This window comes from Agrobacterium larrymoorei (genome assembly GCF_037722385.1).
Lineage (GTDB): Bacteria > Pseudomonadota > Alphaproteobacteria > Rhizobiales > Rhizobiaceae > Agrobacterium > Agrobacterium larrymoorei_C.
Window position 1 is genome coordinate 269746 of sequence record NZ_JBBKAQ010000020.1, and the last position, 25531, is coordinate 295276.

Genomic DNA, 25531 nt, shown 5'->3' on the forward strand with positions numbered 1-25531 from the left:
GATGGCGTCCTCATCATGCCTCATCTCCCAATCATAGCTCGTTGACAGAGACTTAGCCTTTGCTATGTTGCAGTGCAGCGACATGGAGAGCGCGATGACGGACACTGTGACGCGGCCGACGCTGTCGGAACGCACCGATGCACAAATAAGAGAGGTCTTGAACGGCCAGAGGCGAGGCTTGGGCTCGCTGCTTCTCTTTGCAGGACCGGCCGTCATAGCCTCGATCGCCTATATGGACCCCGGCAATTTCGCGACGAATATCCAGGCTGGCTCCGGCTATGGCTATTCGCTCTTGTGGGTCGTGCTGATGGCAAATCTGATTGCCATGATGTTCCAGGCCCTCTCGGCCAAACTCGGCATTGTCACCGGTCGCAATCTGGCGGAGATGTGCCACGATCAATTTTCCACCCCAGTCAGGATCGTGATGTGGATCGTCAGCGAGATCGCCGCTATGGCAACCGATCTTGCTGAGTTCCTCGGCGGTGCCATCGGTCTGTCTCTGCTCTTCGGCATGCCGCTGCTCGCGGGCATGGCAGTCACCGCTGTGGTGACCTACGGAATACTTCTCTTTGAGGGTCGCGGTTTTCGGCCCATGGAACTCGTCATTGGGGCTTTGGTCTCCATCATTGGAATCTGCTATGTCATCGAGATGTTCATCGCGCCGGTTGACTGGGGTGCAGCCGGTCTTGGCGTGATCACTCCCTCCATGCCGGATGCCACCGCGCTGACGATTTCGGTCGGCATTATCGGGGCGACGGTCATGCCACATGCGCTCTATTTGCATTCGGGCCTCACACAGCATCGTGCCAGCGCTCGCAATGACGCCGAGCGAAAAAAGCTCCTGCGATTCTCCAATTGGGAATGCGTCATCGCCCTTGCCGTCGCGGGGCTGGTCAACATGGCGATGGTGACCATGGCTGCGGCGGCTTTCCATGCCGGCCATACGGATGTCGCCGAGATCGAGACAGCCTATCACACGCTGACACCGTTGTTGGGTGGTGCTGCGGCAACGGTCTTTCTGATTTCGCTGATGGCTTCAGGCATGTCGTCCTCCGCCGTTGGCACCATGGCGGGGCAGATGATCATGCAGGGTTTCGTCGGTTTCCATATTCCGATCTGGCTGCGCCGCCTCGTCACCATGCTACCAGCATTCGTTGTCGTGCTGATGGGCGTCAACACCACCGATGCACTGGTCTACAGCCAGGTCGTCCTGTCCTTTGCTCTTCCGATCCCGATGATTGCGCTGGTCATGTTCACACGCAACCCCGCGATCATGGGCAGCTTCGCCAACAAGCGACTGATCGACGTGACGGCGATCGTTGGCACCGTCGTCATTCTCGCCCTCAACGGGGTGCTGTTGCTTCAAACCTTCGGCATTCCCGTGCCGGGACTGGGATGAACATCCGATCTGATCAGGAGTCTCGGACCGATGAAGCAGCCCACATCCAACGAAAGCCGATTGTCTTCGACCGAAGTCGAAACGCATGCCGAAGTTTTCCAGAAAAGTCGCGACGCAAGGCGCAGTGAACTTGTGGAAGATTATGTCGAGCTGATTGCTGACCTGATCGAGCATTTGGGGGAAGCACGTCAGATCGATATTGCACAGCGCCTGGGCGTCAAGCAGCCGACAGTCGCCAAGATGCTAAAGCGTCTCGCTGAAGAAGGACTGATTACGCAAAAACGCTATCGCGGCGTTTTCCTCACATACGAAGGTCAGCAATTGGCCGCGCAGACGAGACGGCGCCACGAAATCGTCGAAGCCTTTCTATGTCGTCTCGGCGTAGATCCGGACACGGCACGGGCCGATGCCGAAGGGATCGAGCACCATGTCAGCGAAGAAACGCTGAAAGCTTTCCAGCGCTTTCTGAAAGACGGCTAGGTCAACACCTGTTCCGCACAGAGATGTATTGCTCGCAGGCGATTCAAATCTTGAGATACGTCGACGATCTGTCGAAGGACAGTCCCGGAAAAATTCCATTGGTCAGCGCTTCACTACCAACATCGAACTGTCGGTAGAGCATGGCGGCTGCGATCTCGCGCACATCGCCGGTCGGCATCAGGTCTCGGTCGTCCAGTAGCTTGCCGTCACCCAGACCCGGCCATTTGCCCAGCACACGACCACCCTGAATCCCCCCACCGGCGAGAATAGTGACGCCGCCCGTGCCATGGTCCGTACCGCCCGTGCCATTCTCCCTGGCGGTGCGGCCGAACTCGGTCATCGCCAACACCATCGTCTTCTTCCAGACCTCGGATCCCACCGCATCTTTCAGCGTCGTCAACGCAATGGTCAGATCTTTCACGGTGCGGGCAAACTGGGCCTTCTGGCCCGCATGCGTATCCCAGCCATCGACGGAGAAGCTGGCGATACGGTAGTCTTCGCGCAGCATGCCGCCCGCAAGTTTTGCGATATCGCGAATACCCTGCCCGCGCTTTTCATCTTGAAAGAGCTGCTCGGCCGCCATGTCGGTGCGCAGCGCCTCGGCGAGCACGCGGCTGAACTCGGCGTCATTGGCATAAAGCCGCTTGAAGAAACCGACTTCATCCGCCGCCATCGTCATGTTGGAACTCGAGGCCCAGACATCCGCCTCATTCGGACCAGATAGAATGAGCTCCATCGACGTGTTGATATCGATGGCCTTGCGATCCTGTGAGCGCGGGATGGCGGAAAGCGCCCGGTTCAGCCAGCCCGTGCGCTCGCCATGCACCGCCTCCGCACCGCTTTCCAACATGTCCTGACCATCGAAATGGCTGCGCTGATCGCGATAGGGTGTCGAAACCGCATGGACGAAAGCCAATTCCTTCGCCTGCCACATCGGCATCAGCGCCTCAGCCGCAGGGTTCAGACCAAAATGCCCATCCAGATCGATCAGTCCCGTATCGGGTGTCAGCGCCAATGTCGGGCGAAACTGAGCGAAGGCACGTTCGCCATAGGGCTGCACCAGATCGAGCCCATCCATCGCCCCGCGCAGAACGATCGTGACGAAACGGTTTTCCCCCGGCATCGCAGCGAAGCTGACTGGGGAGAAAGCCGGTACCGCCGCCGCACAGCAAGCCGTCATCAAGAAGCTGCGGCGGCTCAACATCATATCCTGAGAGAAGGCCATGTCCTATCTCCTGTTGAATTCTGGTGACGACAGCGCCAGCGTCAGACCGCTGACCCGGTTCGGCGCCTGGCCCACCACACGGATTGTGTCGTCGCGCGCCTGATCGGCCAGCGACACTTCAAGCAGCTTCTTCGGCTCGATGTCCTTTCCGAGCGTGCCGGATGCCTTGCGTGCCCACAGGATACGCTCGCTCATCTGGCTCGGCGAAAGCCATGAGGCCACGCCCTCCTCGAAACCGGCCGGGCTCGGCGGCTGCCAAACCGGCTGCCCCATGCGCCGAAGGGCTGCGACTGTCAGCGTCCGGGCAAGACTCGCTTTTGGCTTTGGCAGTTGAGCAGGATTGGATGGAAAGGCAGCCTTCATGTCCGTAGCAGTCTTGTCGATCGCCATCTGCCCGGGGTCTCCGGACGTCGCCGGGGCCATTTCATCGCCACCACCCGTCAGCGCCTGCTGGGCTGCGGCCGCGATCGGCGTATCGAACGGCGTATAGCTATCATCACCATCCGGAGACATTCGTTCGCGCCAGTTTTTCCGGGTGATTCCAAAGGCGCGGAGGCCGGAGACGACATAGTCGAATGGCAGCTTCATCTTGGCGCCAGGCTCCTGCCATGCGCGCGGATGGTTGAGCATTGCGGCGTAAACCTTGGCCAGATGTCCGCCGCTCGCCTTCCATTCTCTCACCATGGCTGTGATCACGTCCGGCGGCGGATCGTCGGCGATAAAGTGGGTCACAAGTTTGCGGCAGATGTGCTGCGCCGTCTCCGTCCGGCTTGCCAGATCGTCCAGCATGACAAGACAGTCATCGGCAGAGCGCGGCTCGCCACCATATTTGACGCCCAATACCTTCATCTCGCCCGGCTCTGCCATGCCGGGACGAAACAGCATCTCGTAGCGATCATCCACAGTCATGCCGGTCAGAACCAGTGCTGCGGATCGGACATCGGTCTGGGTATAGCCGCTGCCGGCACCCATCGTGTGCAACTCGATCAACTCGCGCCCGAGATTTTCATTCAAGCCCTTTTTGCGGTTCTTCGCCGCTGCCGATTGCGGGCCTGTCGACTGCGCCTGATCGAGATAGATCAGCATCGCCGGATGCAGCACTGACGCCTGCAACAGATCGCGAAACGATCCCGCAAGATGCGGACGAATGGCCTCCACTTCATAGAGTGGCGTGATCATCCGCATCGGAAACGATTTGTGTCCGTTGACGGAGAAATGGTCGAACCAGAAAGCGGCCAGCCGCTCATGAAAACCGTAAGGCGAGAAGGCCGCCTGAAGCACCCGGGCAAGACTATCGCGCTGGAAGCTCTGCTCGGCCTTCCGCTGCAATTGCTGGCGCGCCGCGCGATCAGTCTCGGCATCACTCTCTTTCTTGGCGATCTTCAGCGCCTCAAACCCCTTGGCGAGATCGTCAGCCCGCTGCCGCGCATCGAAGGCGCCGCCAATGGGAAAGAAGCTGTCTTTCAAGGGCGCATCCACGAGCTGCACCAGCAGATCGTCAGGATTGCGGCTGAGTATCTGGTCCGGTGCAAGACCGTAACCATAGCGGATCGCCGCCATCGTTGGAGAAAACGGAGCCATGCCTGCCACTCCTGCCAACTATCGATAGCGGGGAGAATTCCAGCCAATTCCGACAAAAAACGTGCAGAACGGCGGCATTTTGCCGACATGGACAATTTGTAATCCGCGCTCGGGACGCTTGCCTTCGCCGAGGCAGAGGCCTACCCTCGAACGAAACGTAGAAGGAGTTTTATGCGCAGAGGTTAAATCCGCACCGCCCCCGCGGTCTTATGGCTGGTTCGATCGCGAGCCGGCTCGACTTTACGTATATCCGCTACGGAACAATCATGAAAAACGATCCATTCGAAATCCGCCGCTACCGGCCTGCGGATAACACACCGCTTTCCTCAATCTGGTACGAGGCATCCGTCCAGGCGCACGCCTTTCTCGGAGAAGAGCGGTTGTCACAACAACGGGCGCTCGTCCAAGCCACCTACTTGCCCCAGGCGGAAACATGGGTGGCCTGTGTCGATGAGACACCCGTCGGCTTCATTGGCCTGATTGACAATTTCATCGGCGGGCTCTTCGTCTCCCCTCACTATCAGGGCAAGGGCATCGGCGCTGCGTTGCTCGCCCATGCCTTTCGCTTGAAGGGGAACCTGTCTCTTACAGTCTACGTCGATAACCAAGCCGCGCACCGCTTCTATCATCACCACGGCTTTCACGACGTCTCGCGCCACTCTGTGGATGACGAGGGTCTACCCTTCCCGATCATCCGCATGAGCAGTGAAGTTTAGATCGTCGATCGTGGCGCAGGTCCTCCTGCGCCGCCTTTGTCGCAGTGACATCGTGGCTAAACTGTGCCACTTCATTGTCCATGAAGCTTATTCGCAGGATCATGCAGGATCGCAGTTCGGCTGGCGCTGTCGCAGTGCTGGCCCTGCTGCTTTTTCTGCTGCAAGGCCTTGCGAATGGCGTGGCTCACGGCAGCATGGCGGCCACGGCCCTTGCAGCCGATGACATCATCTGCGCGGCTAATATGCGCGGTGGCGGCATGCAGAAGCAGTCGCCTGTGGAAAAGCTCGCCAATAGCTGCTGTGGCACACTCTGCCGTCTTGCCTCCGCGTCCTTCACCGCGTTGCTGGCAAGTCCGACCGAAATTGCCGGGCGGGTCGTTCCACACGTCCACGTCACTTTCTGGCGTTGGAGCGAAAACAAAATCTCTGCGCCGCCCACGCGCGAGCAGCAGCCGCGCGGACCACCAAATCCCTTTCACGCATGATCCAGGGCGCATCTCTGCAATAGAGGAATGCGCCGAGAACAATCAGCTTCTTGGCTGGTTACGGGCCTATCGCGCAAAAATAGCCTTGAACCCTCAAGGCGATCCGCGATCCGACCCGCGTTGAAATCCCAGCGGGCACGTCGCCGACGGAATAATTGCGACCGCCTGCATCGTTTTGCGGAGCCAATAATGTCGATCAGCACCACCTCTGTGGGTGAACGCGTGAGCGCGCAGTCATCGCTCAATCTCTATCGCGCCGTCTGGCGCTGGCATTTTTACGCCGGTCTTTTCGTCCTGCCCTTCATGATCAGCCTTGCCATCACCGGTGGGCTCTATCTCTTCAAGGATGAGCTGGATAACGCCATCCATTCCAACCTCAAGCGGATAGAGGTGGCAGACACCACCGCCACTGTCTCCCCGTCCACCATCATTGCCAACGCCGTGGCTGCCGTGCCCGGCACCGCGGTCAAGCTCACCCGCCCCGCCGACGCAGGCGCCTCGACTGAAGTGACGATCAGCACCCCGGAGGGCAAACGCGCCGTCTATGTGAATGGCTACACCGGGCAAGTCCTCGGCTCCCTACCCGACCGGGGCACCGTCATGTGGACAATCCGCACGCTTCACAGCCTCAAATATTTCGGCACCTATGCCCGCTACCTGATCGAGATTGCCGCCGGCTGGTCGATTCTGCTGGTGGCGACCGGCATCTATCTCTGGTGGCCGCGCAGCCAGACCGGCGGCGTGGTTTCCGTTCGCGGCACGCCGAAGAAGCGTGTCTTTTGGCGGGATATGCATGCCGTAACCGGCATCTTCGTCGGCGCCTTCATCGTCTTCCTTGCCATCACCGGCATGCCCTGGTCCGGCGTTTGGGGCGGCAAGGTCAATGAATGGGCCAATGGCAACAATTTCGGTTATCCGGCAGGGGTGCGCGTAGACATCCCGATGTCGGGCGATAGGCTCAACGATGTTTCGAAAACCTCATGGTCGCTGGAGCAGGCAAGGATACCGACCTCCGAAGGTCACGATCATGGCCAGCACACGGAGCCCGCGCCCTCTATGCCCATGAACCACATGGCAATGAACCACGACCATGGCGGTGACATGCCAGCCCCCATCGGCATCGACAAGGCGGTCGCTCGCTTCAATGAGCTTGGCCTCGCAGCCGCTTATACGGTGGCGCTCCCGACAAAGCCGCAGGGCGTCTATAGCGGCTCCGTTTACCCCGACGATCTGTCCAGACAGCGGGTCATCCATCTGGATCAATATACCGGCAAGCCGCTGATCGACATGAGCTACGCCGATTACGGTCCGCTCGGCCGCGGTCTGGAATGGGGCATCAATGTACATATGGGCCAGCAATTCGGTCTTGCCAACCAGATCGTGCTGGCGCTTGCCTGCCTCGCCATCATTCTGCTTGCCGTGTCGGGCGGCGTCATGTGGTGGAAGCGTCGCCCGAAAGGCTCACTCGGCGTTCCGCCTATGCCGCAAAACAGACGTACGCTTTACGGACTGGCCGCAATCCTCGCAGTAGGTGGGGTCATCTTCCCACTCGTCGGTGCAAGCCTGATCGTCATGCTGATTCTCGATCTGGCCATCCAGAAAATCGGGCAACGGCGCAATACCGCTTCATGATCTGAACGAAACCGGCTCAGGGGACGGTCCTTCAGCCTCAGCCGAGTCGATAGGCCTTGCAGACCCGATCGTCCGTCGTGCGATAGGTCCGAAATCCGATGGCTTCGTAATAAGCCTGTCCCATGTCATTATCGGCGCCAATACTGGCGTCGATATCTTTTAGACCGAAGGCTTTAGCGGCTTCGAGCGTGACCTTAAACAGCGCCTTGCCGACGCCTTTTCGTGCAGCGTATGGACTGACATGCGTGCCGATAATGCCCCAGCCTTCCGCCACACCGTAGGGATTGCCGGCAGCGGTGGCGAGCTTCAGCGACTGAAAGCCAAGAATGCGCCCATCCTCATCGACGGCAACCGTGCAAGCGATTCGGGCCGGGTCCGAGATATAGTTCATCGTGACAACCTCGACATCCGTCGGGGTGTTTCGCAGCCCCCCCGCGAAGATTTCGTTCTGCACCGCGGCCATACCTTGCGCATCGTCTGCTGTTGCGGGGCGCGTAATCATGACACTACCTCTTGTCTGAAAGGTTCAAGCCAGACCTTGATCAGCCGTCTAGTGCCGATGACGAGAACCAATATCGTTTTGTCCACTACTTCGTAACCCACACGCGAAGAATTTGAGCCCGACCAGAACTGCTTTTCGAAGCGGGCTAAAAAATGACGATAAGAACGCGGCGGATAGCCTCTTGTTCCAACAAAACCGTTGCCTTTTTGTACTCGTTTTTTAGCGCTCGCCTCTTCCCTTTGCACCTCAAGCTCTCCATATTCCTCGCATGGCCAGATCACCCAAAAAATCCTCCGAAAGCTCCCCCTCCAATGGTTTCGAGGAGATGCCTCAGGCTTCCTTCGAAGGTGCTCCCCTCTCCGGCTCTGTTGCCGACTGGGTGAAGCAGCTGGAGGCGGAAGCCGAAGCGACCTCCGTCGAGACGCAGCGCGAAGTCGCCTCCAAGGCGGGCAAGCACCGCAAGAAGATCGAGATCGAAGCGCGCAAGGAAGCGGAAAAAGCAGCCGCCAAGGCGAGCAAGACGCCGACGGCCTCCAAGACGTCACGCGGTGTTTCGATCGGCGGCTCATCCGATCCGAAAACTCGAGCGGCAGCCGGTCTCAATCCGGTCGCGGGCATGGACATATCATTGGAAGACGCCGCTTCACTGGCGCCCGGTGCGGTAACCGCCACGGTGGATGCACTCTCGAAGCTCATTGAAAGCGGCAATCCGCTGTTCAAGGACGGTAAGCTGTGGACGCCTCACCGGCCTGCGCGCCCGCCGAAATCCGAAGGCGGCATTGCTATCGAAATGGTGACGGACTACAAGCCCTCCGGCGACCAGCCAACCGCGATTGCCGATCTGGTGGAAGGCATCAATTCCGGTGACCGGTCCCAGGTGCTTCTCGGCGTTACCGGCTCGGGCAAGACCTTCACCATGGCAAAGGTCATTGAGGCCACCAACCGCCCGGCGGTTATCCTGGCCCCCAACAAGACGCTGGCCGCTCAGCTCTATTCCGAATTCAAGAACTTCTTCCCCAACAACGCGGTGGAGTATTTCGTCTCTTACTACGACTACTACCAGCCGGAAGCCTATGTGCCGCGCTCGGACACTTTCATCGAGAAAGAATCTTCGATCAACGAGCAGATCGACCGGATGCGCCATGCCGCAACCCGCGCGATCCTAGAGCGTGACGACTGCATTATCGTCGCTTCCGTTTCCTGCATCTACGGTATCGGTTCGGTGGAAACCTACACCGCCATGACCTTCCAGATGCAGGTGGGCGATAAGCTCGACCAGCGCCAGCTGCTGGCCGACCTCGTGGCCCAGCAATACAAGCGCCGCGACATGGATTTCCAGCGCGGCTCTTTCCGCGTGCGCGGCGATACGATCGAGCTTTTCCCTGCCCACTTGGAAGATGCCGCCTGGCGCATTTCGATGTGGGGCGACGAGATTGAGAGCATCACCGAATTCGACCCGCTGACCGGCCAGAAGACCGGCGACCTGCAATCGGTCAAGATCTACGCAAACTCGCACTATGTGACCCCGCGCCCTACGCTGAACGGCGCGATCAAGGCGATCAAGGAAGAGTTGAAGCATCGTCTGGCAGAGCTGGAAAGTGCCGGCCGCCTGCTGGAAGCCCAGCGCCTGGAGCAGCGCACTCGCTATGACATCGAAATGATGGAAGCCACTGGCTCCTGTAACGGCATCGAAAACTATTCGCGTTATCTGACCGGCCGCACGCCCGGCGAACCGCCGCCAACGCTGTTCGAATATATTCCAGATAACGCGCTGATCTTCATCGACGAATCCCACGTCACCATTCCGCAGATCGGCGGCATGTATCGTGGCGACTTCCGCCGCAAGGCGACGCTGGCCGAATATGGCTTCCGCCTGCCCTCCTGCATGGACAATCGTCCTCTGCGCTTCGAGGAGTGGGACGCCATGCGTCCTCAAACCGTGGCCGTGTCGGCAACACCCGGCGGCTGGGAAATGGAACAGGCGGGCGGCGTCTTCGCCGAACAGGTTATTCGCCCGACGGGCCTCATCGATCCTCCGGTGGAAGTGCGCTCCGCGCGATCCCAGGTGGACGATGTTCTGGGTGAAATCCGCGAGACTGCAGCCAAAGGTTATCGCACGCTCTGCACCGTGCTGACAAAGCGCATGGCCGAAGACCTGACGGAATATCTGCACGAACAGGGCGTTCGAGTGCGCTACATGCACTCGGATATCGACACGCTGGAACGCATCGAAATCATCCGCGATTTGCGTCTCGGCGCGTTCGACGTTCTGGTCGGCATCAACCTGCTGCGCGAAGGTCTCGACATTCCCGAATGCGGCTTCGTCGCGATTCTGGATGCGGACAAGGAAGGCTTCCTGCGCTCTGAAACGTCGCTCATCCAGACCATCGGTCGCGCTGCACGTAACGTCGATGGCAAGGTCATCCTTTACGCGGACAACATCACCGGCTCGATGAAGCGGGCGATGGAAGAGACCAGCCGCCGTCGCGAAAAGCAGGTGGCCTATAATGAAGAGCACGGAATCACGCCTGAATCGGTCAAGGCGAAGATCTCCGATATTCTTGATTCAGTTTATGAACGCGACCACGTAAGGGCCGATATTTCCGGCGTTTCAGGCAAGGGCTTCGCCGATGGCGGCCACCTCGTCGGCAACAATCTGCAGGCGCATCTCAACGCCATGGAAAAACAGATGCGCGACGCCGCGGCCGATCTCGACTTCGAGAAGGCTGCCCGCCTGCGCGACGAAATCAAGCGCCTCAAAGCCGTCGAGCTTGCGGCGATGGATGATCCAATTGCCAAGCAGGAGGCGTCGAGTGCCGAAGGCATGAGAGGAAAAGAAGCCTCGAGCAAAGCCAGAAAGACCGGATCGGGCGGCAACCGCGAGGCGACCTCTCCCCTTGAGGAGAGGTCCGGCAGAACAGAGCGGGGTGACGCCTCAAACGCCGACGGCACGTCCCTCTTCGCCAAACCCTCGCTGGACGACATGGGCCCCGGTACCGACACCGCCAAGCCCCTCTTCCGCAAGAACACGCTGGATGAAATGACCGTCGGTCGCACTGAAAAACCCGTCCGCGGCGCAGCGCCAGAAAAGCCTGCGACCCAGCCCGGCAAGCGTTTCTCTCCACTGCTGGAGGGCCTGCCGGAACCAGCAAATGGCGGCAAGGACGATCCTCGCCCTCTGAAGCGCGGTAAGGTCGGCGTCGGCTCCTACGAGGATCCGGGTGAACAGAAGCGCAAAGGACGGACCAAGGGCAAGACGGGCAGACCAGGACGATAGAGCGCCGGGCGTCTTTTCAGATGCATAAAAACGCTCTACCTTCTTTAAATCGACGCATCGGCCTGGAAATCGAATCCGATGTTCAGGCCTATGCTGTAGCCACCAACGCAACGTCTTTCGGGAACATTCAGACGCGCGACGGCATTCCCGTTGCGCGCAATGAAACGGAAGGTGAAGCGATATGCGGCTGCACACACTTGCTTTTTCGGCACTGACACTAGCCTGCCTTACGTCATCCGCTATGTCTGGCACAATCAGCGACGCCACCTTTCACAGCAACGCATTGAACGCGAATCTTCCCGTGAATATCTATCGCCCGGATGGCGAGCCGCCGGAAAATGGCTGGCCGGTTCTCTACCTGCTGCATGGCCATGATGGCGATCAGAATAGCTGGCGCGACCTCGGCGATATCGAAAAGACGCTGGACGGTATGATCGCCGCTGGCACGATCCGCCCGCTGGTCGTCGTCATGCCTGGCGTGAAGAATAGCTGGTATGTCGATTCCGCCGCCGTCGATGGCCCCGGCGATTATGAAGCCGCCATCACCGGCGATCTGCGCGTCCATGTCGAAAAGACGCTGCCGGTGCGCAAGGACAGGCAGGGCCGCGCCATTGCGGGCCTTTCCATGGGCGGCTTCGGCGCGCTGCATCTGGCCTACGCCCACGAAGACCTCTACGCCGCCGTCGCGAGCCTCTCCGGCGCCATCTGGCAGAACGTCCCGGCCTCCGATCTCGACAAGACACCAGCGGAGCTGAAACTTATCCAGGACAGCGCCTTCTTCCACCGCGTCGATCGCGCCACCATCACCAGCGGCATCGTCCTGCCCTCCACCGGCGACCACTTCTCCGGCGCCTTCGGCACACCTTTCGACGCGAGGCTCTTCAACGAAAAGAACGTCTTCACCCTCGTAGCCCAGCATATCGCCGAATCCCAGGACCTCCCCGCCACCTACCTGACCGTTGGAGACGACGACGGCTTCTTCCTCTGGCGCGGCGCCGTCGCCTTGCACGAAACGCTACAGACCGACAACCGCAAGTCGGAATTGCGTATTACCGACGGGGACCATGTTTGGTCGTTGTGGAAGGTGTCTATTGTCGATGCGTTGAAGTTTGTGGATGGCGAGTGGGACAAATCTGCCCAACCAGAAGGCAGCAAGACCGAGTAATAATTACAGTCAGGGACAACACGAAGAGTTTTACTTCTCCCAGGAACCAAATCCACCCCCCACCCGTTCTTCCCCCGAACGAAACGTTCAGCATACAAAAGGGAAGAAACATTCATGAAAAACAAGGTTTTCGCACTGGCTGCTGTTGCAGCCCTGACCTCCTCTGTCGCTTTTGCCCAGACCGCTGCACCTGCCGCTCCGGCAGCGCCTGCACCAGCCGCTTCTGGCTCTGATGCGATGATGTCTGGTCCTGGCTTCACCATGGGCACCAAGCCAGCTGGCCCGCTGAAGTTCGTCAACGTGCAGAAGACCGACCTGACCGCTGATCAGCTCGAAGGCGTGAACATCTACAATGCTCAGAACGAAGAGATCGGTGAGATCGAAGACGTCGTGATCGGCGATGGCAAGGCTGTCATCGGTATTGTCGCTAGCGTCGGCGGCTTCCTCGGCATCAATGAGAGCTATGTCGTTCTCGACCCGACCTCCGTTGCCATCAACAACGACAATGGCACGTGGAAGGCTCACGTCGACACCACCAAGGAAGCACTTCAGAACGCTCCGAAGCTGGACTACGACAAGCTCGACGATTGATTGATCGCACGCGCCCTCGGGCGATTGATCAAAGGCCTCTGCGCTTAACGTGCAGGGGCCTTTTTCTTGTCGAAGGCAAGACGGTCGGCACACCGAAAGCGCTCCTCCGACGCCATAAGCATCGTGCCTCCCCACCTCGAGATGCCCTACTGGCCGATCTTGTCGGCAGGCGGCTCCATCACGGAGATGGCCCAAAGCATGTCGCGCAAAAGCGCGCAGCGTTCCTGCAAGAACGACATACGATAATCGGCACCTAAAGCGTACGAACGGGTCTGAGAGATCGCGAAAAGCTTTAGGAAGACCCGAAAGGTTGCTTGCCCGCCAGCCTCGAATTCGCCTATCGTCCGGCGCATCATGAACAGGACTTCCCCGTTGCCCGCTTTCCGCTTTAACGCCGCCGTAGCCGGCTTTCTCGCCGCTCTTCTGATACCGCTCACCGCCGAAGCCCAGAGCGGGAGTTGGAAGCCTTCGGAGCAGATCAAGACCTATGCGATCTCGGGCAATTCCGGCATCGAGCTTTATCGCTCAATCGGCGAACGGGGGCCGCAGGCAGGTGTCCAGGCGGTGGCACACACGACGTTCAAGCTGACATGGCGGCGCGAGTACCGCCCGCAGGCAGACGGCGCGTGCGTGCTTGCGACGGCGCGGCCGAACCTCACGATCATCTACACCTGGCCGAAAGCGCCGGGGAAACTGCCGCCAGACGTGGCTGCAAGTTGGCAACGCTTCATCGCCGGTGTGGAAAAGCATGAGCGGGTGCATGGCGAGCATATTCTCGACATGGTGCGGAAGATCGAGGCCTATAGCGTCGGCCTTCGGGCCGAAGACGATCCGAAATGCCAGAAGGTCCGCGCCGTGTTGCAGCAGCGACTAAAGGAATTGTCGGACGAGCAACGCCAGCGCGGACGCGATTTCGACCGCCAGGAACTGACCGATGGCGGCGCGGTTCATCAACTTATTCTGGCTTTGGTGAACGGCCCTTGAGATTATACATGTCGCAGCACGAAGCGGTGCGATCAGGACATGCGGAAGGACGAGCGGCTGAAGATAGGGGCGCAGCCCGGAAAGATCGTGGGACGCCCTAAGCGTACTGCCGGTTGGCAGCCCTACTCCGCCGCCTCGCCCTTCAACACGGGCTCTGCCGCAATCGCTCGCTCGAGCTCATAGGAATAGCCTTCCAGCATCGTATAGGCCTGCTCGATGACCTCGATCTGGTTTTCCGCGTTGCGGATCGCATCGGCCAACGACTGGCTGCGCGCCCGCAGCATGGAGCCCAGCACATCGGTTTCCGGCTTCATGCCAAGCCGGTCCATGTGCTTACGCACGCGGGTGCGATGGCGCTCAAGCTCGAGAATGTGAAAGCGGCTTTTGAGAATATCGTCCGTCAGCTTGCGTCGCATCGCCGCGACGGGATCGAAACTGCCAGGCTCGCGCTCGTCGAGAACGAACTCGTTCACCAGCGTTTCTAGCATCAGGAGACCCTTGAGATCCTTCGGATCGGCCAGCTGCGGATCGTAACCGGTATCGTCGAACACCTTGCGACGCACCGGATCCTTCAGCAGCTCGTAGGCCAGTTGTAGCTTGGCGAACTGGTCGGCATCGCCGCCGCTGTCCGGATGGGCATTCTTAGCCGCCTTGCGATAGGCAGCCTTGATCGCAGCCTCATCCGCCTCGCGCTCCACACCCAGCAAAACATAAGGATCGATCACCGAAACACCTGTACTCGCATTACCGAAATCCGCCTTGGCGGGTGATACCACGCACAAGCGATGGCGGGATCATACGCAATTTTCACCAGCCACGGCACCCCTCGCCAGCAGTTTTGAACGTAAAACGCCAAATCCACCGTAGGGCGCGTGGCAACTGAAACGCGCGCCGGAGCCAATCGCCCCCAAATTTGTCCGGCGCGTGACCATGATAGGCGAAGGAGGGACAAAATTGTGGAAAGCCCCGGCAATAAAGATATCAAGAGCGATGTGGACGGCGATGCCTGATGAAGTCTGACAGGCCAAGTTTCAGACACTCATTCGAAAACAGCAGCAGGCACACGCTTTTCGCCGCGCATCGTCGCCCAAATGGAAAGCCCGATGCCGATGAACAGCGTTTCCATGAAGGTCCCGGCGGGAGCAATATCATACGCGAATACGGTAATGGTGCTGACAAAACAAATCGCTGCGGCCAGAACCGAACACAGGAGAACAACGAGAAAACGGAGCCAACCCCCATAGGGGCGCATCGCGATACGCGTGGACAGCTGAAAAGGCAGCAGCCAGCAGGCCAGGTAAATCAGGCCCCAAACGATCACGAAAGCGACTTCGAACATTCTCTTCTTCCAGGTGACGACAGCGAGGCCCATTCTATGGCTGCAATTGAAACATCCTATCAGAGGCGTGTGAGAGATTGCCGACTTCAGCCTCCCTTTCGTGAACTCGCGGACGGCGTGCTCTGTCGCTTATTTGCAATCCCCAGGCACCACGGAATAGGCATCGGTGCCACCGTCCCATGTGTACGAATATATAATCTTGGTTACTCGGCCGGCGTCGAAATCCGGCCTCCAGACCTGGCAAAGCCCTTGCAGGTTCTTTTGCTTAACCGCGGAAACTTTGAAGTCTGGCGGGATGGCACCCATCTGTGCAGAGCAGGGCCATGTCGCAGACGATCGCCCGACGTTCGCCTTCTGGATCCGGTCATTGTTGCGGATTAAACGATCAAGCAACGGCAGAACGGCAGCGGCGTGCTTTGTAGGCCGCGAGATCCTTCACCAACTCGTCGCGTTAGGCCTTGGCAACTTTGTATTCTACGGCTCGCTCGGCGGGGCTTCTCGGCGCTTTGCGTTGCTGAGAAGATCGGTAAGCTGCTTGACTGCAGCGTCCAGACGCTGCTCCGGAAATTAGCCTCTTCCATTCCCTTGCGGGTGGCATCGACTTCAGCGGGACGCAAGCGGGGATTAAGCACGCGCTGCTCAGAGGCCTCGCCGGTGGCCCCGACGTCAGTGCTGGCCTGCTGGACTTCCTGAAGCAGAACGGCAATTGCTTGGGAGGTTTCGTCACCTGCGAACGTCTCGGAAATTCGAGCATCCAGTCTGGCGGCTCGCTTGCTCATTCGGTTCTCCTTTGTTGAGAACCATAAGACCACGATAGCCTATCGAGCGTCTTTTGAAGGATTTGGAACTTTGCGGAAGTTTCTATCAGCCGGCGAGAAAAAGGCGCCCATCGGACGCCTAAATCAAAACCACTGCGCGCCTATCTTATCCGAGGGCAGCCAGATCGATTCGCTAGATAAAGCTGAACATACTCATTCTCCCACCCGTAGCCATCGATAATAATTTGTCGTCCCGTGATGGACGAAATCTGCGCGTCTTTAACGCCTATACGGCGTGCTACTCTGAGCGCTTGTCGTGGACTGCACCCGCCCCCATACTCCTCCTCCCCGCGTCGATCTCGACCGAAGCTAAATTCGAACTCTTGTGCGCTACCGATTAGAGGCTGAAGGACGAGGGCAGGCAAGACAACTGCCGTGAAAAGCCGCTTATTGCGAATGACCATGATCGGACTCCCTAAATGCGCCAGAATACTACACTAGTTTTTATGAACAGTAGCAAAACGCCCTGAACAAGTTCATCTCTGAGAATCTTTCGAACGCATTTCAGCGAGAACTGAGCGCCTCCGGTTCAGCTCTCTAAGAACCTTCACTTCTTCCTGAAGTCTGACGGCACGGCGGATGTAGAACTTGACGACTGGATGATCCCAGTCACCTACACAAGCGTCTCAAGCTGATCGTCCACCACCATCAGGAGCGCGGAAAGAGATGTCTTCAGCGTGCCGCTCTTGCCAGCCTGCCAGCCGATGCCGTGCTTCCTGGCCCAGCCTCTTTTTGTCCGGTCACACACCTCCGCATACGAGCAAGCGCCACCGGGACGGATGAGCTCGCTTCCCAGCATTGGAGCCAGCACCTTGCCGCCATGCACGATGCCGCGCCGCATGGATGTAGATGATTTCTCATGCAACGCCTCCATTGCTTTCACGAATGAATATCCCGAGAGATTTGCTGCGAGAGACGGGGCGTCCTTCGTGCCGGTCGATCCACCGCCAAGCTGCGCGATGGGTGTTGAATGGCCTCGCGATTGTTACGTCGTCGGGCTGTTCAACAACGAAGTAACCAGTGCCACCGCCTGCTCCGCGCACAACAACCATCAAACTCATGCCACCTTCCTCCTTGACTGCAGCGATATGCGTTCGCCGTCTTTTCATGGGAAGGGATAAGGCTGCACACATATGCTTTGATGACCGCCGACATGATGTCGATGACCTTCGCGCTCGGTCGATCCTCGGCCCACTGGACTAGATCAAGCTGGTTCATGCCGCACTCCTCGCTCCATCGATTGTTCCTCCCAGTTCAAACGGAGAGAAGTTTCCCCCCATCAGCAAGCGGACACATTCATCCAGACAACTTTCAGGAGCGCCTAAATCGGGGAGGAACGTTTTCGCTTCTGCAAATAATGATGTCACTGGACAAGGCTCTCCCATTTGAAAGCGAGCAGGCTGAGCGTTTTTTCGGTTCCTAAGCTAACTGATCCTGTTACTGTTTCTAGGTCCTTCTCCTGTTCCTTGCTTCGAAGGGGCTTTGTCAACGTCGCCAGCCGCACTCTCGAAATCAGCCAGATTTCGTTCTTCGTGAAGGTGAAGTGTGATGCGTTACTTTGCATAAACGCCGAGCGTTATCGGGCAGATAGGCAGCATTTCAAGCTGGTTCGCTACGCCCTTCACGCGCTTGTCCTTCTCCAAAGGTTGAGGCCCTATCCGGTCAGAAGCCATGTCATGTACCCAAGCGACTTCGTGCTTGAAGTCATACGAGGAAATATCCGCTTCAATAAGCGCTAGAATCCTAGTCTTGAGAGCATTCGATCTCATGGGCAATGTAGGCGATCGGCACCTAGTAAAGGCCCAGGCATGTCCGCATGGCCGCTGATGGTGAGGTGAAAGTAAACGGCTATTGCCTCAGGATCCCCCGCACGGGCTTCAAATCGGCCTGCCACATCCAAGGGGAATTGACGCGAATTTTCTCATTCGTGCGCCCTCTGCCAAACCTTGTACTTGTTCGACAAGGCCGTTGCCTCGCACGCCCCAAGCGTTGATGCCAAAGCGTTCACGGATCGCTGGAGTGATTGGTGTCTGCGCTGGCTTCTGCTCTGCCAGCCATTGCACTGCTTGGTTGACGGTTTCACTGTGTTCGTGTTCGTGTTCGTGGTCGGTGCCTATGATACGGCCACCCCTTCATCTGCTGCGATCTTGCTCTCGATCAAGCGATCAACATCAGTCTTGGGTTAGCCCACACGACGTGCAGTAAGCTGCGCGCCTTTGGGAAAAAGACCTTCCGAAATTTCGGAGTAAAAGGTATGACGGCTTAAGCCAGCCCTCTGAATTACTTCTTCGCCAGCGAGAACGCGATTGGCCATCTTGGCACTCCGTCTTTTGCGACAGAATGCTAAAATGGGCGCCTAGGGGCGAAAAATACCGATTTATTTCTTACCGAAACAGCTCGGAATGTTTAGCCCAATCAGGACCAAGGTAAGTCATCTCGAGGCTTACCCTCTGTTCCCACAAGCGTTTTATTGTCTGAATTTCCTTGCGCGCACTCTCTGGATTGAGAAGCCCTGGCCTGTCGGCATTCAACACCGAATTAGCGGCGGTAAAATAGCAGTTCCATGCCTCGCTTCATCCGTTGGCCTTCCTTCGAGCCAGGAAGCGTGGCGGTTGGCTCATTTCCTGTGACCCTCCGATATGCGGTTAAGATATCTGAAAGGTAGCAGAGCCGGGGAGGTGTCTCTGCATTACTGAATATCCTCGACCTCTTCGTCCTTTGTAGGAACCAGATCGGTACTCAAACGCATGCGCGCGACCAACTGGAGAGGAAGAAGAGTTGCGGACTATGTCGCGGTGTTGGTGGCCCGACATAGGCTTGCCGCGCTTCGTCGAAACTCGTTCGAGAAAATTACAGCGGTCGACAATGGTGCCATCAAAGCCGGTAGTGCCCGCGATAAGCTGGAGCAACGTAGTGGGATGCCGGTCCATCGGTTCCACGTAATCCCTCTCGGCCTTCTTTGGTTTTGGACTAAGCGTGAGAAGGGAGTGGTGCAAGAAGCGATCAGCGATTCGTTAAAAAGCATTAGGACACGGATCTCGTCAGAGCCCTTGAACTCGATCTCGACGCGGTTCATCTCCAGTCAATCTTTCGAAGGCGCAAGCAACGCTATAATGGATCGAGCTTGCTCGTCATCATATCGGAATTGTTCGGCGAGACGTGTTGGGAAGGTGGTCTTTGCCAGCTTGTTTGCCCCCTTGTGCCCCGGAAGCGGGTGGGCGTCTCATCAACATCACTCAAGTGGTTGATTTTACTGGTGCCCCCGGCAGGGTTCGAACCCGCGACCCCCTGATTACAAATCAGGTGCTCTACCAACTGAGCTACAAGGGCAATCCAGTGCCGCCGAATTATCAGATTCCCTTCTCATGTAAAGGAAAAACTTGCTGGCTTTGTCAAAAACGAACGCGCTAGGCTTAAATGATGGGGATCGACCTTCCTCCGAGCACAGAGCGCTCCTGCGAGTTCGGCGGGTAAAGGCTTGCGTTGGCAGAGAAAGTATGGCTCTGACAGAACAGAATGGGCCGCTAAGCGTGGCCAGTGTAAACAGGAGCATGACGATGAGCGAATTGACGGTAGCAGACGCGACAGATCGCATTTACGAATCGCTGCGCGCAGACAATGCCGACCTCGATCTTCACATCGCCAACCTGAAGGCTGCTTTGAAGCATGAAGGTGTGAAAGAAGCAACTTTCGACCCAGCCAAGCTTTCGCACAACAACCGCTCCGGTCGAAAGCTGATGCAGGCCTATTTCCGCCAGCGCGGCGTGACCGTGAAGTTTGAAGGCGCGTAAAACGCCGCTTTCCGTTTCCACGCGTCACGCTTTTAGAAAGCAGCGCGCTTGATGCTGCCGGTCGGCGTGGCTATCCTCTCAGCGACGCAAGCGGAAATGATGCCCATCACAAGACCTCATTTCGGAATCGCGGTGGCGCGTCTGGGCGTCTTGGACGCCTTGTCCGCTTATGATCCAAGGATTGCTGGCACACCACCTCTTGGGCTCGAGACCGACAAGAGCGACATTGATATTCTTTGCCACGCGCCGGATGCGGGTGCCTTTCTGAACGACATACAGCGTCTCTATGGCGCAATGGACAGCCTGCGCATATGGCAGTGGATCTCGAAAGATCGTCCGGTGATCGTCACCTTCCACATTCATGGTTGGGATTTCGAAATCTTCGCCAGTCCTCAGCCGGTCTCAACACAAACCGGCTGGCGTCACTTCCAGATCGAAAAGCGTCTGCTTTCGCTCGGTGGAGACGAATTCAAGAGGGCGATCATGCGGTTTAGACAGCAGGGCCTGAAGACGGAGCCGGCATTCTGGTCGGCGCTCCAGGAAGAAGGCGATCCGTATAAAGGATTGCTATCAATGAGTGAGGCAACAGACGATCAGCTTCGCCAAAAACTTATTCGCCTTGGCTTCTGCTGCGACGCAGCCTCGCCTGAAGCCTAACTGCAACCTTACCCTAGATCCAGCGTCATCACCACGGGGCAATGGTCCGATGCCTTGGGGCGATCCCAGCCGGTCCGTGGATAACGCTCCACCTCCTGCCCGGGAGGAAAGACTGTACGGAAGGGCTGCCCGGCGCGGATGATCTCCGGCACGCGCTCGACATTCCGCTGCGCAAGGCTTTGCGACAGCAGGATATAGTCCAACTGGCAAAGATGCTGCTCCTGCGGCCCTCTGGAATGATAGAGCGTCCAGCGATCCATCACATCACGGCGTTGCATCGGGTTTATGACAAAGCTGTCTCGCGTGAGAAGATCCAGCGCGCTGCGCTCTTCCGTCACCGCCGTGAAACTGTAGCCGCTTCGGCGGTCGCCCTTGATGACGATCCGCTCCTGATAATCATTCATATCGCCACAGATGGCGAAGTTGGCCTGCCGCGCCTGATCGACGCCGAAGCGGTCCTCGATAATGCGGCGAATGCCGCGCACCTCCGCCTCGCGCACAGGCATGGTGCCAAGCCTCGCATCGGTCGATTCGCGGGCATTGCTCATCGATTTCAGATGGGTGACGAAGAGCGAGAAAGGCTTTCCGCCGATCTTCAGGTCAAGCTCCAGGCAGTCACGCTTGAAGATCTTGTCGTCTATGGCGTTGGTGAGCGCCAGTTCGTCATTGAAGAGATCGAAATCGCGATAGGTTTTCGCTGCATGGCTGCGAATATCGATAAGCTCGATCTTCTCGCCATCGCGTGTTTCATCGCGCATGACGACAGCCACATCGATCCCTCGGCTATCATTTCCTTCCACCAGATACTTGTGCCGATAGCCATTGCCGACCATACGATACAGATAGCCATATTCGAAGGCCTGCAAGGCGGCCATGTTGTCGACTTCCTGCAGGCAAAGGATATCGGCATCCGCATCGGCAATGGCGAGTGCGGAAAGCTGGCGCATGTCATCCGTCGACGCTAGCATGCGCGCACTTTCCAGCGCATTGTAGGTCGCCTCGTCGCGCACATCGAAGAGCTGCATGGCGCGGTCGCGTCGGGTCTGATTACGAAACCCGGTAAAATCGAAGCGGGTCATCAGGTTTTCGATATTGAAGGTGGCAAGCCGAAGCGACATGAATCATTCCCATATGAACACCCAGCTTAGCCGGTTTCGATGGGAAGCCAAGTCGCCGGCGTTACAACCGCCACGCCGAGCGGATGATAACGGGATAGGTCGCCCCAAGCGCTGCCGGCTCCCGAGAGTAAGCACGCAGCACCTGCCCATCTGGCAGCGTCAGGCGCAGGGCGTATCTCTCGCCTTCATAGAGAATATTGCTGACCCGGCAGGCAATGCCCTCGGCATCCTGCAACACATCCTGCGGGCGAACCAGAATGTCACTTGATAGGGACGTCGGTACTTGGGCCTGCAAGGCTGGTTTCAACACATCCCAGGTCAGCGCCCGCGCCGCGGTCTCGTTGAGATGGAGTGAGACAATAGCGCCCTGCCCGACAAGCGACCCGACCAGCCGTCCTTCCGGTCGTGCATAAAGCTCTGCAGGCGGTGCCATCTGCAACAGCCTTCCTTCCGACATCACCGCCACATCAGTGGCGAGCGCCATGGCTTCGGCCTGATCATGCGTCACATAGACCATCGTAGCACCAGAGGTGGCGTGGAACTCGCGAAAGGTCTCTTCCATCTCCTGGCGCAGATGCCGGTCGAGATTGGCAAGTGGCTCGTCCAGAAGCACCACATCCGGCTCGGTGACGAGGCAGCGCGCAAGCGCCACACGCTGACGCTGTCCGCCTGAAAGCTCCGACGGGCGACGATCTGCATAGGCATCGAGGCGCACGGTTGCTAGCGCATCCATCACCTTGCGGCGATAGCGCTCACCGGTAATGCCTCGCACCTTCAGCGGATAACCTGTATTCTCCACCACCGTCATATGCGGCCAGAGCGCGTAGGACTGAAAGACCATCGCCATATTGCGCCGTTCCGGTGGCACCATGCTGCCGGCATCGGCCAGCACCCTTTCGCCAAGCAGAATTGCGCCGTCGCTTGGCCGCTCGAAGCCGGCGATCATCCGCAACACCGTGGTCTTGCCGCAGCCGGACGGGCCGAGCAGAGCGAGAAAACCGCCTTCGCGGATCGTCATCGACACATCGTTGACGGCGGGCTTGCCGCCGCCGAAGCTCTTCGAGAGGCGATTGAGGATCAGTTTCGCCAAGGCACCACTCCCTTCGGCAGCTGGCGGCCGAGCAGTTCGAGCAGCAGCATCAGCACGATCACCATCGCCACCACCAGAACGGAGAGTGCCGAGGCGAGATCAAAGCTGCCGCTATCATCGAGATTATAGATCACCACACCGAGCGTCTGGGTGCCTGCCGACCAGAGCAACGCAGAGACCGTCAGTTCATTGCAGGCAATCAGAAAGACGAGAATGACGGAGGCACCCGCGGCGGGACCGACAAGTGGCAGAATGATATCCTTCATCCTTCGCCAGAAGCCGGCACCGGAAAGCCGCGCGGCTTCCTCCAGAACGGGATCGAACTGGGTAAAGGCGCTGACCATCGGTTTCAGGCTGACGGCGAAGAAGGAGGAGAAATAGGCAAGCAGAATGATCCACAGCGTGCCGTAAAGCGTGATGCCGACAAGCGGGATGGGTGCAGCAAAGAGCAACACATAGGAGACGGAAATCACCACGCCGGGCAGCGCATAGGGAACATCGACCAGCGCCGACAGCAGGAACATAAACCGGCTTTTGCCCATCACAAGAAAATAAGCGGTCAGCACAGTCACCAGAAGGAGACATATGGATGTGGCCGTCGCGAGAAACAGCGAGTTGACGAAAGCCGTGCGCGTCCCCGACTGACGAAACAGGATTTCCTGATAGGCATGGATCGTCGCCGTCTTCAACGTCAGCGGCACGCCATAAGCGGGCGCTAGCGAGCTTGCCACCAGCGCCGCCAATGGTGCGACGAGGATAACGAGGATGGCGAGCCAGAGGAGCGCTTCAACGATCAAGCGCCAGCCGCCGAGCTGGAAGGTCGCTGCCCTGCCGGACAGACCGATGATGCGATAGTCCCGCCCCTTCATTGCCCGTTCCTGAATGGCAAGGCCGAGGACGGAGATGATGGCAATCATGCCCGACAGCATCGCAATGTCGCCAAAGGTGCTGCTGCCGAAGCTGGAGAAGCGGCTGTAGATCAGCGTCGGCAAGGTGAAGATGGAGGCCGGTATGCCGAGGATGGCGGGAATGCCGAAATTGCCGACGCCAGAAACGAAAGCGATGGCTGCGCCCGCAATCAGCCCCGGCATGGAGAGCGGCAGGATGATATCCTTCAGCACCTGCCAGGACGATGCACCCGAAAGCTTCGCCGCCTCGATTCCATCCTGCGGCAGCGCCAACAGCCCTGAACGCAACGAGAGATAGACGAGCGGCGCATGCTGGACGCCGAGAAGCAGCGAAATCCCGAAGATCGAATAAAGCGGCTGGGCAGAGCCGAGGGCCGGCGCCATCCCAATGGCCTTCAACAACGTGCTGGACGGTCCGGTCATGCCGATCCAGGAAAGCGCCGTCACCTGCGGCGGGATCATCATCGGCAGCATGAAGAGGAAGCTTAAAATCGACTTGCCGCGAATATTGCAGAGCGTCAGCGTCAGCGCAAAACCACCGCCGATCGCAAGCGAGATCAGCATGCCGAACAACGAGGTGGAGAGCGTGTTGGCCACGGCCTGCCACAGTGCCGGATCGCTGAAAAGCGGCCATATGTCACCCTTTAGTGACGAAAGGATGCCGGTATAGGCCAACCGTCCCAGCGGCAAAGCGCTGAGCATGAAGACGACGATAATGACAAATGGAAACAGCCAGCACGGCTGGCTGCTTCCATGAGTTGAAAAGGCTGGCATGAAGAGGAATCAGCCCTTGGAGCCGCCAAAGATATCGGAGAAGGTCTTGAGGTCCTTTTCGGAATTCTTCAGCGCCTCAGCCGGGTTCAGTGGCAGCACCTTGATCTGGTCGCGCTGCGGGATGCCCGCCGGCAGGGCAACATCGTTGCGCGCCGGAATATAACCAAGCTTGACGAAGCCTTCCTGACCTTGCGTCGAAAGCACATAGTCCACGAATTTCTTGGCGGCATCGGCATGCTTGGTGTGAGCCAGAATGCCGACTGGCTCGGTGACGGCGGACACGCCTTCTGTCGGGAAGACGAACTCGACCGGAGCGCCCTTGGCCTTCTCGCGGATCGGCATGTAATCGACAACCACGCCATAAGCCTTCTCACCGGAAGCGACGGATTTCAGCACAGCACCGTTACCACCGGCGGCAATCGCACCGTTGTCCTTCAGCGCCTTGTAGTAATCCCAGCCGAGGCTTGGAACAGCGGCAATCGTCTGCGCGTGGATGAGTGCTGCGCCCGAGGTCAACGGGCTTGGCATGGTCACCAGCCCCTTAGCCTCCGGCTTTTCCAGGTCCTTCCAGCTCGTCGGCTTCATCGCAGCTTGCGTATTGTACATGATGCCGGTGGTGATGAGCTTTGTGGAATAGTAGTAGCCATCCGCATCATAAAGCGTGGCATCGTAATGGGCAGCCTCCGGCGACTTGTAGGCCATCAGCTGACCGGCCTGCTTCATGCGTTCCAGCGTCACCGTATCGGCAATCAAAAGAACGTCGGCAACCAGATTGCCCGCCTCGATCTCGGCCATCAGCTTAGCCATGATCTTTGGCGTTCCGTCACGGACCCATTCGACCTCGATGCCGGGGTTGGCAGCTTTGAAGCCGTCGACGGTCGCTTGGGCGTCTTCATTCGGCTGGCTGGTGTAAAGCACCAGATCTGCGGCATTCGCGGCGCTCATCAAAAAGCCGAGCGACACGATGGCGGTGAAGGCGGAAAGAAGCGTTTTCATGAA

At 58.4% G+C, this 25531-nt stretch carries 26 protein-coding genes and 1 tRNA gene; 11 read left to right on the forward strand and 16 right to left on the reverse strand.

Annotation, left to right across the window (positions count from 1 at the left end; translation table 11 throughout):
* Positions 1-94: 94 nt before the first annotated feature.
* Positions 95-1399, forward strand: coding sequence for an Nramp family divalent metal transporter (locus tag WKI41_RS20280; protein WP_340195242.1), 1305 nt, complete (start codon positions 95-97; stop codon positions 1397-1399).
* Between the two features lie 30 nt (positions 1400-1429).
* A complete protein-coding gene (mntR, locus tag WKI41_RS20285) occupies positions 1430-1879 on the forward strand; it encodes a manganese-binding transcriptional regulator MntR (protein WP_340195243.1) in 450 nt (149 codons plus the stop codon).
* Between the two features lie 43 nt (positions 1880-1922).
* Here the strand turns inward: mntR and WKI41_RS20290 are convergent, their stop codons facing one another.
* Positions 1923-3104, reverse strand: coding sequence for a DUF1501 domain-containing protein (locus WKI41_RS20290; protein WP_340195244.1), 1182 nt, complete (start codon positions 3102-3104; stop codon positions 1923-1925).
* A 3-nt stretch (positions 3105-3107) separates the two neighbouring features.
* On the reverse strand, positions 3108-4685 hold the full coding sequence (locus WKI41_RS20295) for a DUF1800 domain-containing protein (protein WP_340195245.1): 1578 nt from the start codon (positions 4683-4685) through the stop codon (positions 3108-3110).
* 266 nt (positions 4686-4951) lie between these two features.
* On the opposite strand from WKI41_RS20295, the gene WKI41_RS20300 reads away from it, so the two are divergent.
* The 3 genes from WKI41_RS20300 (at position 4952) to WKI41_RS20310 (ending at position 7518) form a co-directional block, all read left to right on the forward strand.
* Entirely contained in the window at positions 4952-5401 is a 450-nt protein-coding gene (locus tag WKI41_RS20300) for a GNAT family N-acetyltransferase (protein WP_340195246.1), read from the forward strand.
* Between the two features lie 101 nt (positions 5402-5502).
* Complete coding sequence (locus WKI41_RS20305; RefSeq protein WP_340195247.1) at positions 5503-5886, forward strand: DUF2946 domain-containing protein; 384 nt, start codon at positions 5503-5505, stop codon at positions 5884-5886.
* A 189-nt stretch (positions 5887-6075) separates the two neighbouring features.
* Positions 6076-7518 carry a PepSY-associated TM helix domain-containing protein gene (locus WKI41_RS20310; protein ID WP_340195248.1) on the forward strand — a complete coding sequence of 481 codons (1443 nt, stop codon included), beginning with the start codon at positions 6076-6078 and terminating at the stop codon, positions 7516-7518.
* Positions 7519-7555: 37 nt separating this feature from the next.
* Here WKI41_RS20310 and WKI41_RS20315 read toward each other — a convergent pair whose 3' ends face one another.
* Together WKI41_RS20315 and WKI41_RS20320 are read right to left on the reverse strand one after the other, a co-directional pair.
* Complete coding sequence (locus tag WKI41_RS20315; protein ID WP_340195249.1) at positions 7556-8020, reverse strand: GNAT family N-acetyltransferase; 465 nt, start codon at positions 8018-8020, stop codon at positions 7556-7558.
* Positions 8017-8301, reverse strand: coding sequence for a hypothetical protein (locus tag WKI41_RS20320; protein ID WP_340195250.1), 285 nt, complete (start codon positions 8299-8301; stop codon positions 8017-8019). The genes WKI41_RS20315 and WKI41_RS20320 overlap by 4 nt, the downstream gene beginning before the upstream one ends.
* On the opposite strand from WKI41_RS20320, the gene uvrB reads away from it, so the two are divergent.
* The 3 genes from uvrB to WKI41_RS20335 all read left to right on the forward strand — a co-directional run bounded on the left by uvrB (position 8289) and on the right by WKI41_RS20335 (position 13053).
* The gene (gene uvrB / locus WKI41_RS20325; RefSeq protein ID WP_340195251.1) at positions 8289-11297 is read left to right on the forward strand and encodes an excinuclease ABC subunit UvrB; all 3009 of its coding nucleotides are present in this window, start codon (positions 8289-8291) and stop codon (positions 11295-11297) included. The genes WKI41_RS20320 and uvrB overlap by 13 nt on opposite strands.
* A gap of 241 nt (positions 11298-11538) precedes the next feature.
* A complete protein-coding gene (locus WKI41_RS20330; protein ID WP_425341081.1) occupies positions 11539-12462 on the forward strand; it encodes an alpha/beta hydrolase in 924 nt (307 codons plus the stop codon).
* A gap of 114 nt (positions 12463-12576) precedes the next feature.
* Positions 12577-13053: a PRC-barrel domain-containing protein gene (locus WKI41_RS20335; protein ID WP_340195253.1), complete on the forward strand. Its 477-nt coding sequence runs from the start codon at positions 12577-12579 to the stop codon at positions 13051-13053.
* Positions 13054-13199: 146 nt separating this feature from the next.
* Here WKI41_RS20335 and WKI41_RS20340 read toward each other — a convergent pair whose 3' ends face one another.
* Positions 13200-13409: a hypothetical protein gene (locus WKI41_RS20340; RefSeq protein ID WP_340195254.1), complete on the reverse strand. Its 210-nt coding sequence runs from the start codon at positions 13407-13409 to the stop codon at positions 13200-13202.
* Between WKI41_RS20340 and WKI41_RS20345 the strand changes: the two genes are divergently transcribed.
* Entirely contained in the window at positions 13408-14037 is a 630-nt protein-coding gene (locus WKI41_RS20345; protein WP_340195255.1) for a DUF922 domain-containing Zn-dependent protease, read from the forward strand. The genes WKI41_RS20340 and WKI41_RS20345 overlap by 2 nt on opposite strands.
* A 122-nt stretch (positions 14038-14159) precedes the next feature.
* Here WKI41_RS20345 and WKI41_RS20350 read toward each other — a convergent pair whose 3' ends face one another.
* From WKI41_RS20350 to WKI41_RS20375, 7 genes are all read right to left on the reverse strand, one after another.
* Complete coding sequence (locus WKI41_RS20350) at positions 14160-14762, reverse strand: J domain-containing protein (protein ID WP_340195496.1); 603 nt, start codon at positions 14760-14762, stop codon at positions 14160-14162.
* 314 nt (positions 14763-15076) lie between these two features.
* On the reverse strand, positions 15077-15376 hold the full coding sequence (locus WKI41_RS20355; protein WP_340195256.1) for a hypothetical protein: 300 nt from the start codon (positions 15374-15376) through the stop codon (positions 15077-15079).
* A 377-nt stretch (positions 15377-15753) separates the two neighbouring features.
* Positions 15754-16155, reverse strand: a complete 402-nt coding sequence (locus tag WKI41_RS20360; RefSeq protein ID WP_340195257.1) for a hypothetical protein — start codon at positions 16153-16155, stop codon at positions 15754-15756.
* Positions 16156-16807: 652 nt separating this feature from the next.
* Positions 16808-17077, reverse strand: a complete 270-nt coding sequence (locus WKI41_RS20365) for a hypothetical protein (protein WP_340195258.1) — start codon at positions 17075-17077, stop codon at positions 16808-16810.
* Entirely contained in the window at positions 17052-17255 is a 204-nt protein-coding gene (locus WKI41_RS20370) for a hypothetical protein (protein ID WP_340195259.1), read from the reverse strand. The genes WKI41_RS20365 and WKI41_RS20370 overlap by 26 nt, the downstream gene beginning before the upstream one ends.
* Before the next feature lie 1121 nt (positions 17256-18376).
* A complete protein-coding gene (locus WKI41_RS21770) occupies positions 18377-18508 on the reverse strand; it encodes a helix-turn-helix transcriptional regulator (RefSeq protein ID WP_425341077.1) in 132 nt (43 codons plus the stop codon).
* A gap of 940 nt (positions 18509-19448) precedes the next feature.
* Positions 19449-19524 (reverse strand) — tRNA-Thr (locus WKI41_RS20375).
* Positions 19525-19751: 227 nt separating this feature from the next.
* Between WKI41_RS20375 and WKI41_RS20380 the strand changes: the two genes are divergently transcribed.
* Positions 19752-19985, forward strand: a complete 234-nt coding sequence (locus WKI41_RS20380; RefSeq protein WP_340195260.1) for a hypothetical protein — start codon at positions 19752-19754, stop codon at positions 19983-19985.
* Between the two features lie 51 nt (positions 19986-20036).
* Positions 20037-20642 carry a DUF4269 domain-containing protein gene (locus WKI41_RS20385; protein ID WP_340195261.1) on the forward strand — a complete coding sequence of 202 codons (606 nt, stop codon included), beginning with the start codon at positions 20037-20039 and terminating at the stop codon, positions 20640-20642.
* An 8-nt stretch (positions 20643-20650) separates the two neighbouring features.
* On the opposite strand, the gene WKI41_RS20390 is transcribed toward WKI41_RS20385, so the two are convergent.
* From WKI41_RS20390 to WKI41_RS20405, 4 genes are all read right to left on the reverse strand, one after another.
* Positions 20651-21760, reverse strand: coding sequence for an endonuclease/exonuclease/phosphatase family protein (locus tag WKI41_RS20390; protein ID WP_340195262.1), 1110 nt, complete (start codon positions 21758-21760; stop codon positions 20651-20653).
* A 61-nt stretch (positions 21761-21821) separates the two neighbouring features.
* Positions 21822-22850, reverse strand: a complete 1029-nt coding sequence (locus WKI41_RS20395) for an ABC transporter ATP-binding protein (RefSeq protein ID WP_340195263.1) — start codon at positions 22848-22850, stop codon at positions 21822-21824.
* Positions 22838-24532 (reverse strand): ABC transporter permease, encoded by a 1695-nt coding sequence (locus WKI41_RS20400; RefSeq protein WP_340195264.1) that lies wholly within the window; start codon positions 24530-24532, stop codon positions 22838-22840. The genes WKI41_RS20395 and WKI41_RS20400 overlap by 13 nt, the downstream gene beginning before the upstream one ends.
* 9 nt (positions 24533-24541) lie before the next feature.
* Positions 24542-25528 (reverse strand): ABC transporter substrate-binding protein, encoded by a 987-nt coding sequence (locus WKI41_RS20405; RefSeq protein WP_340195265.1) that lies wholly within the window; start codon positions 25526-25528, stop codon positions 24542-24544.
* Between the last annotated feature and the right edge of the window lie 3 nt (positions 25529-25531).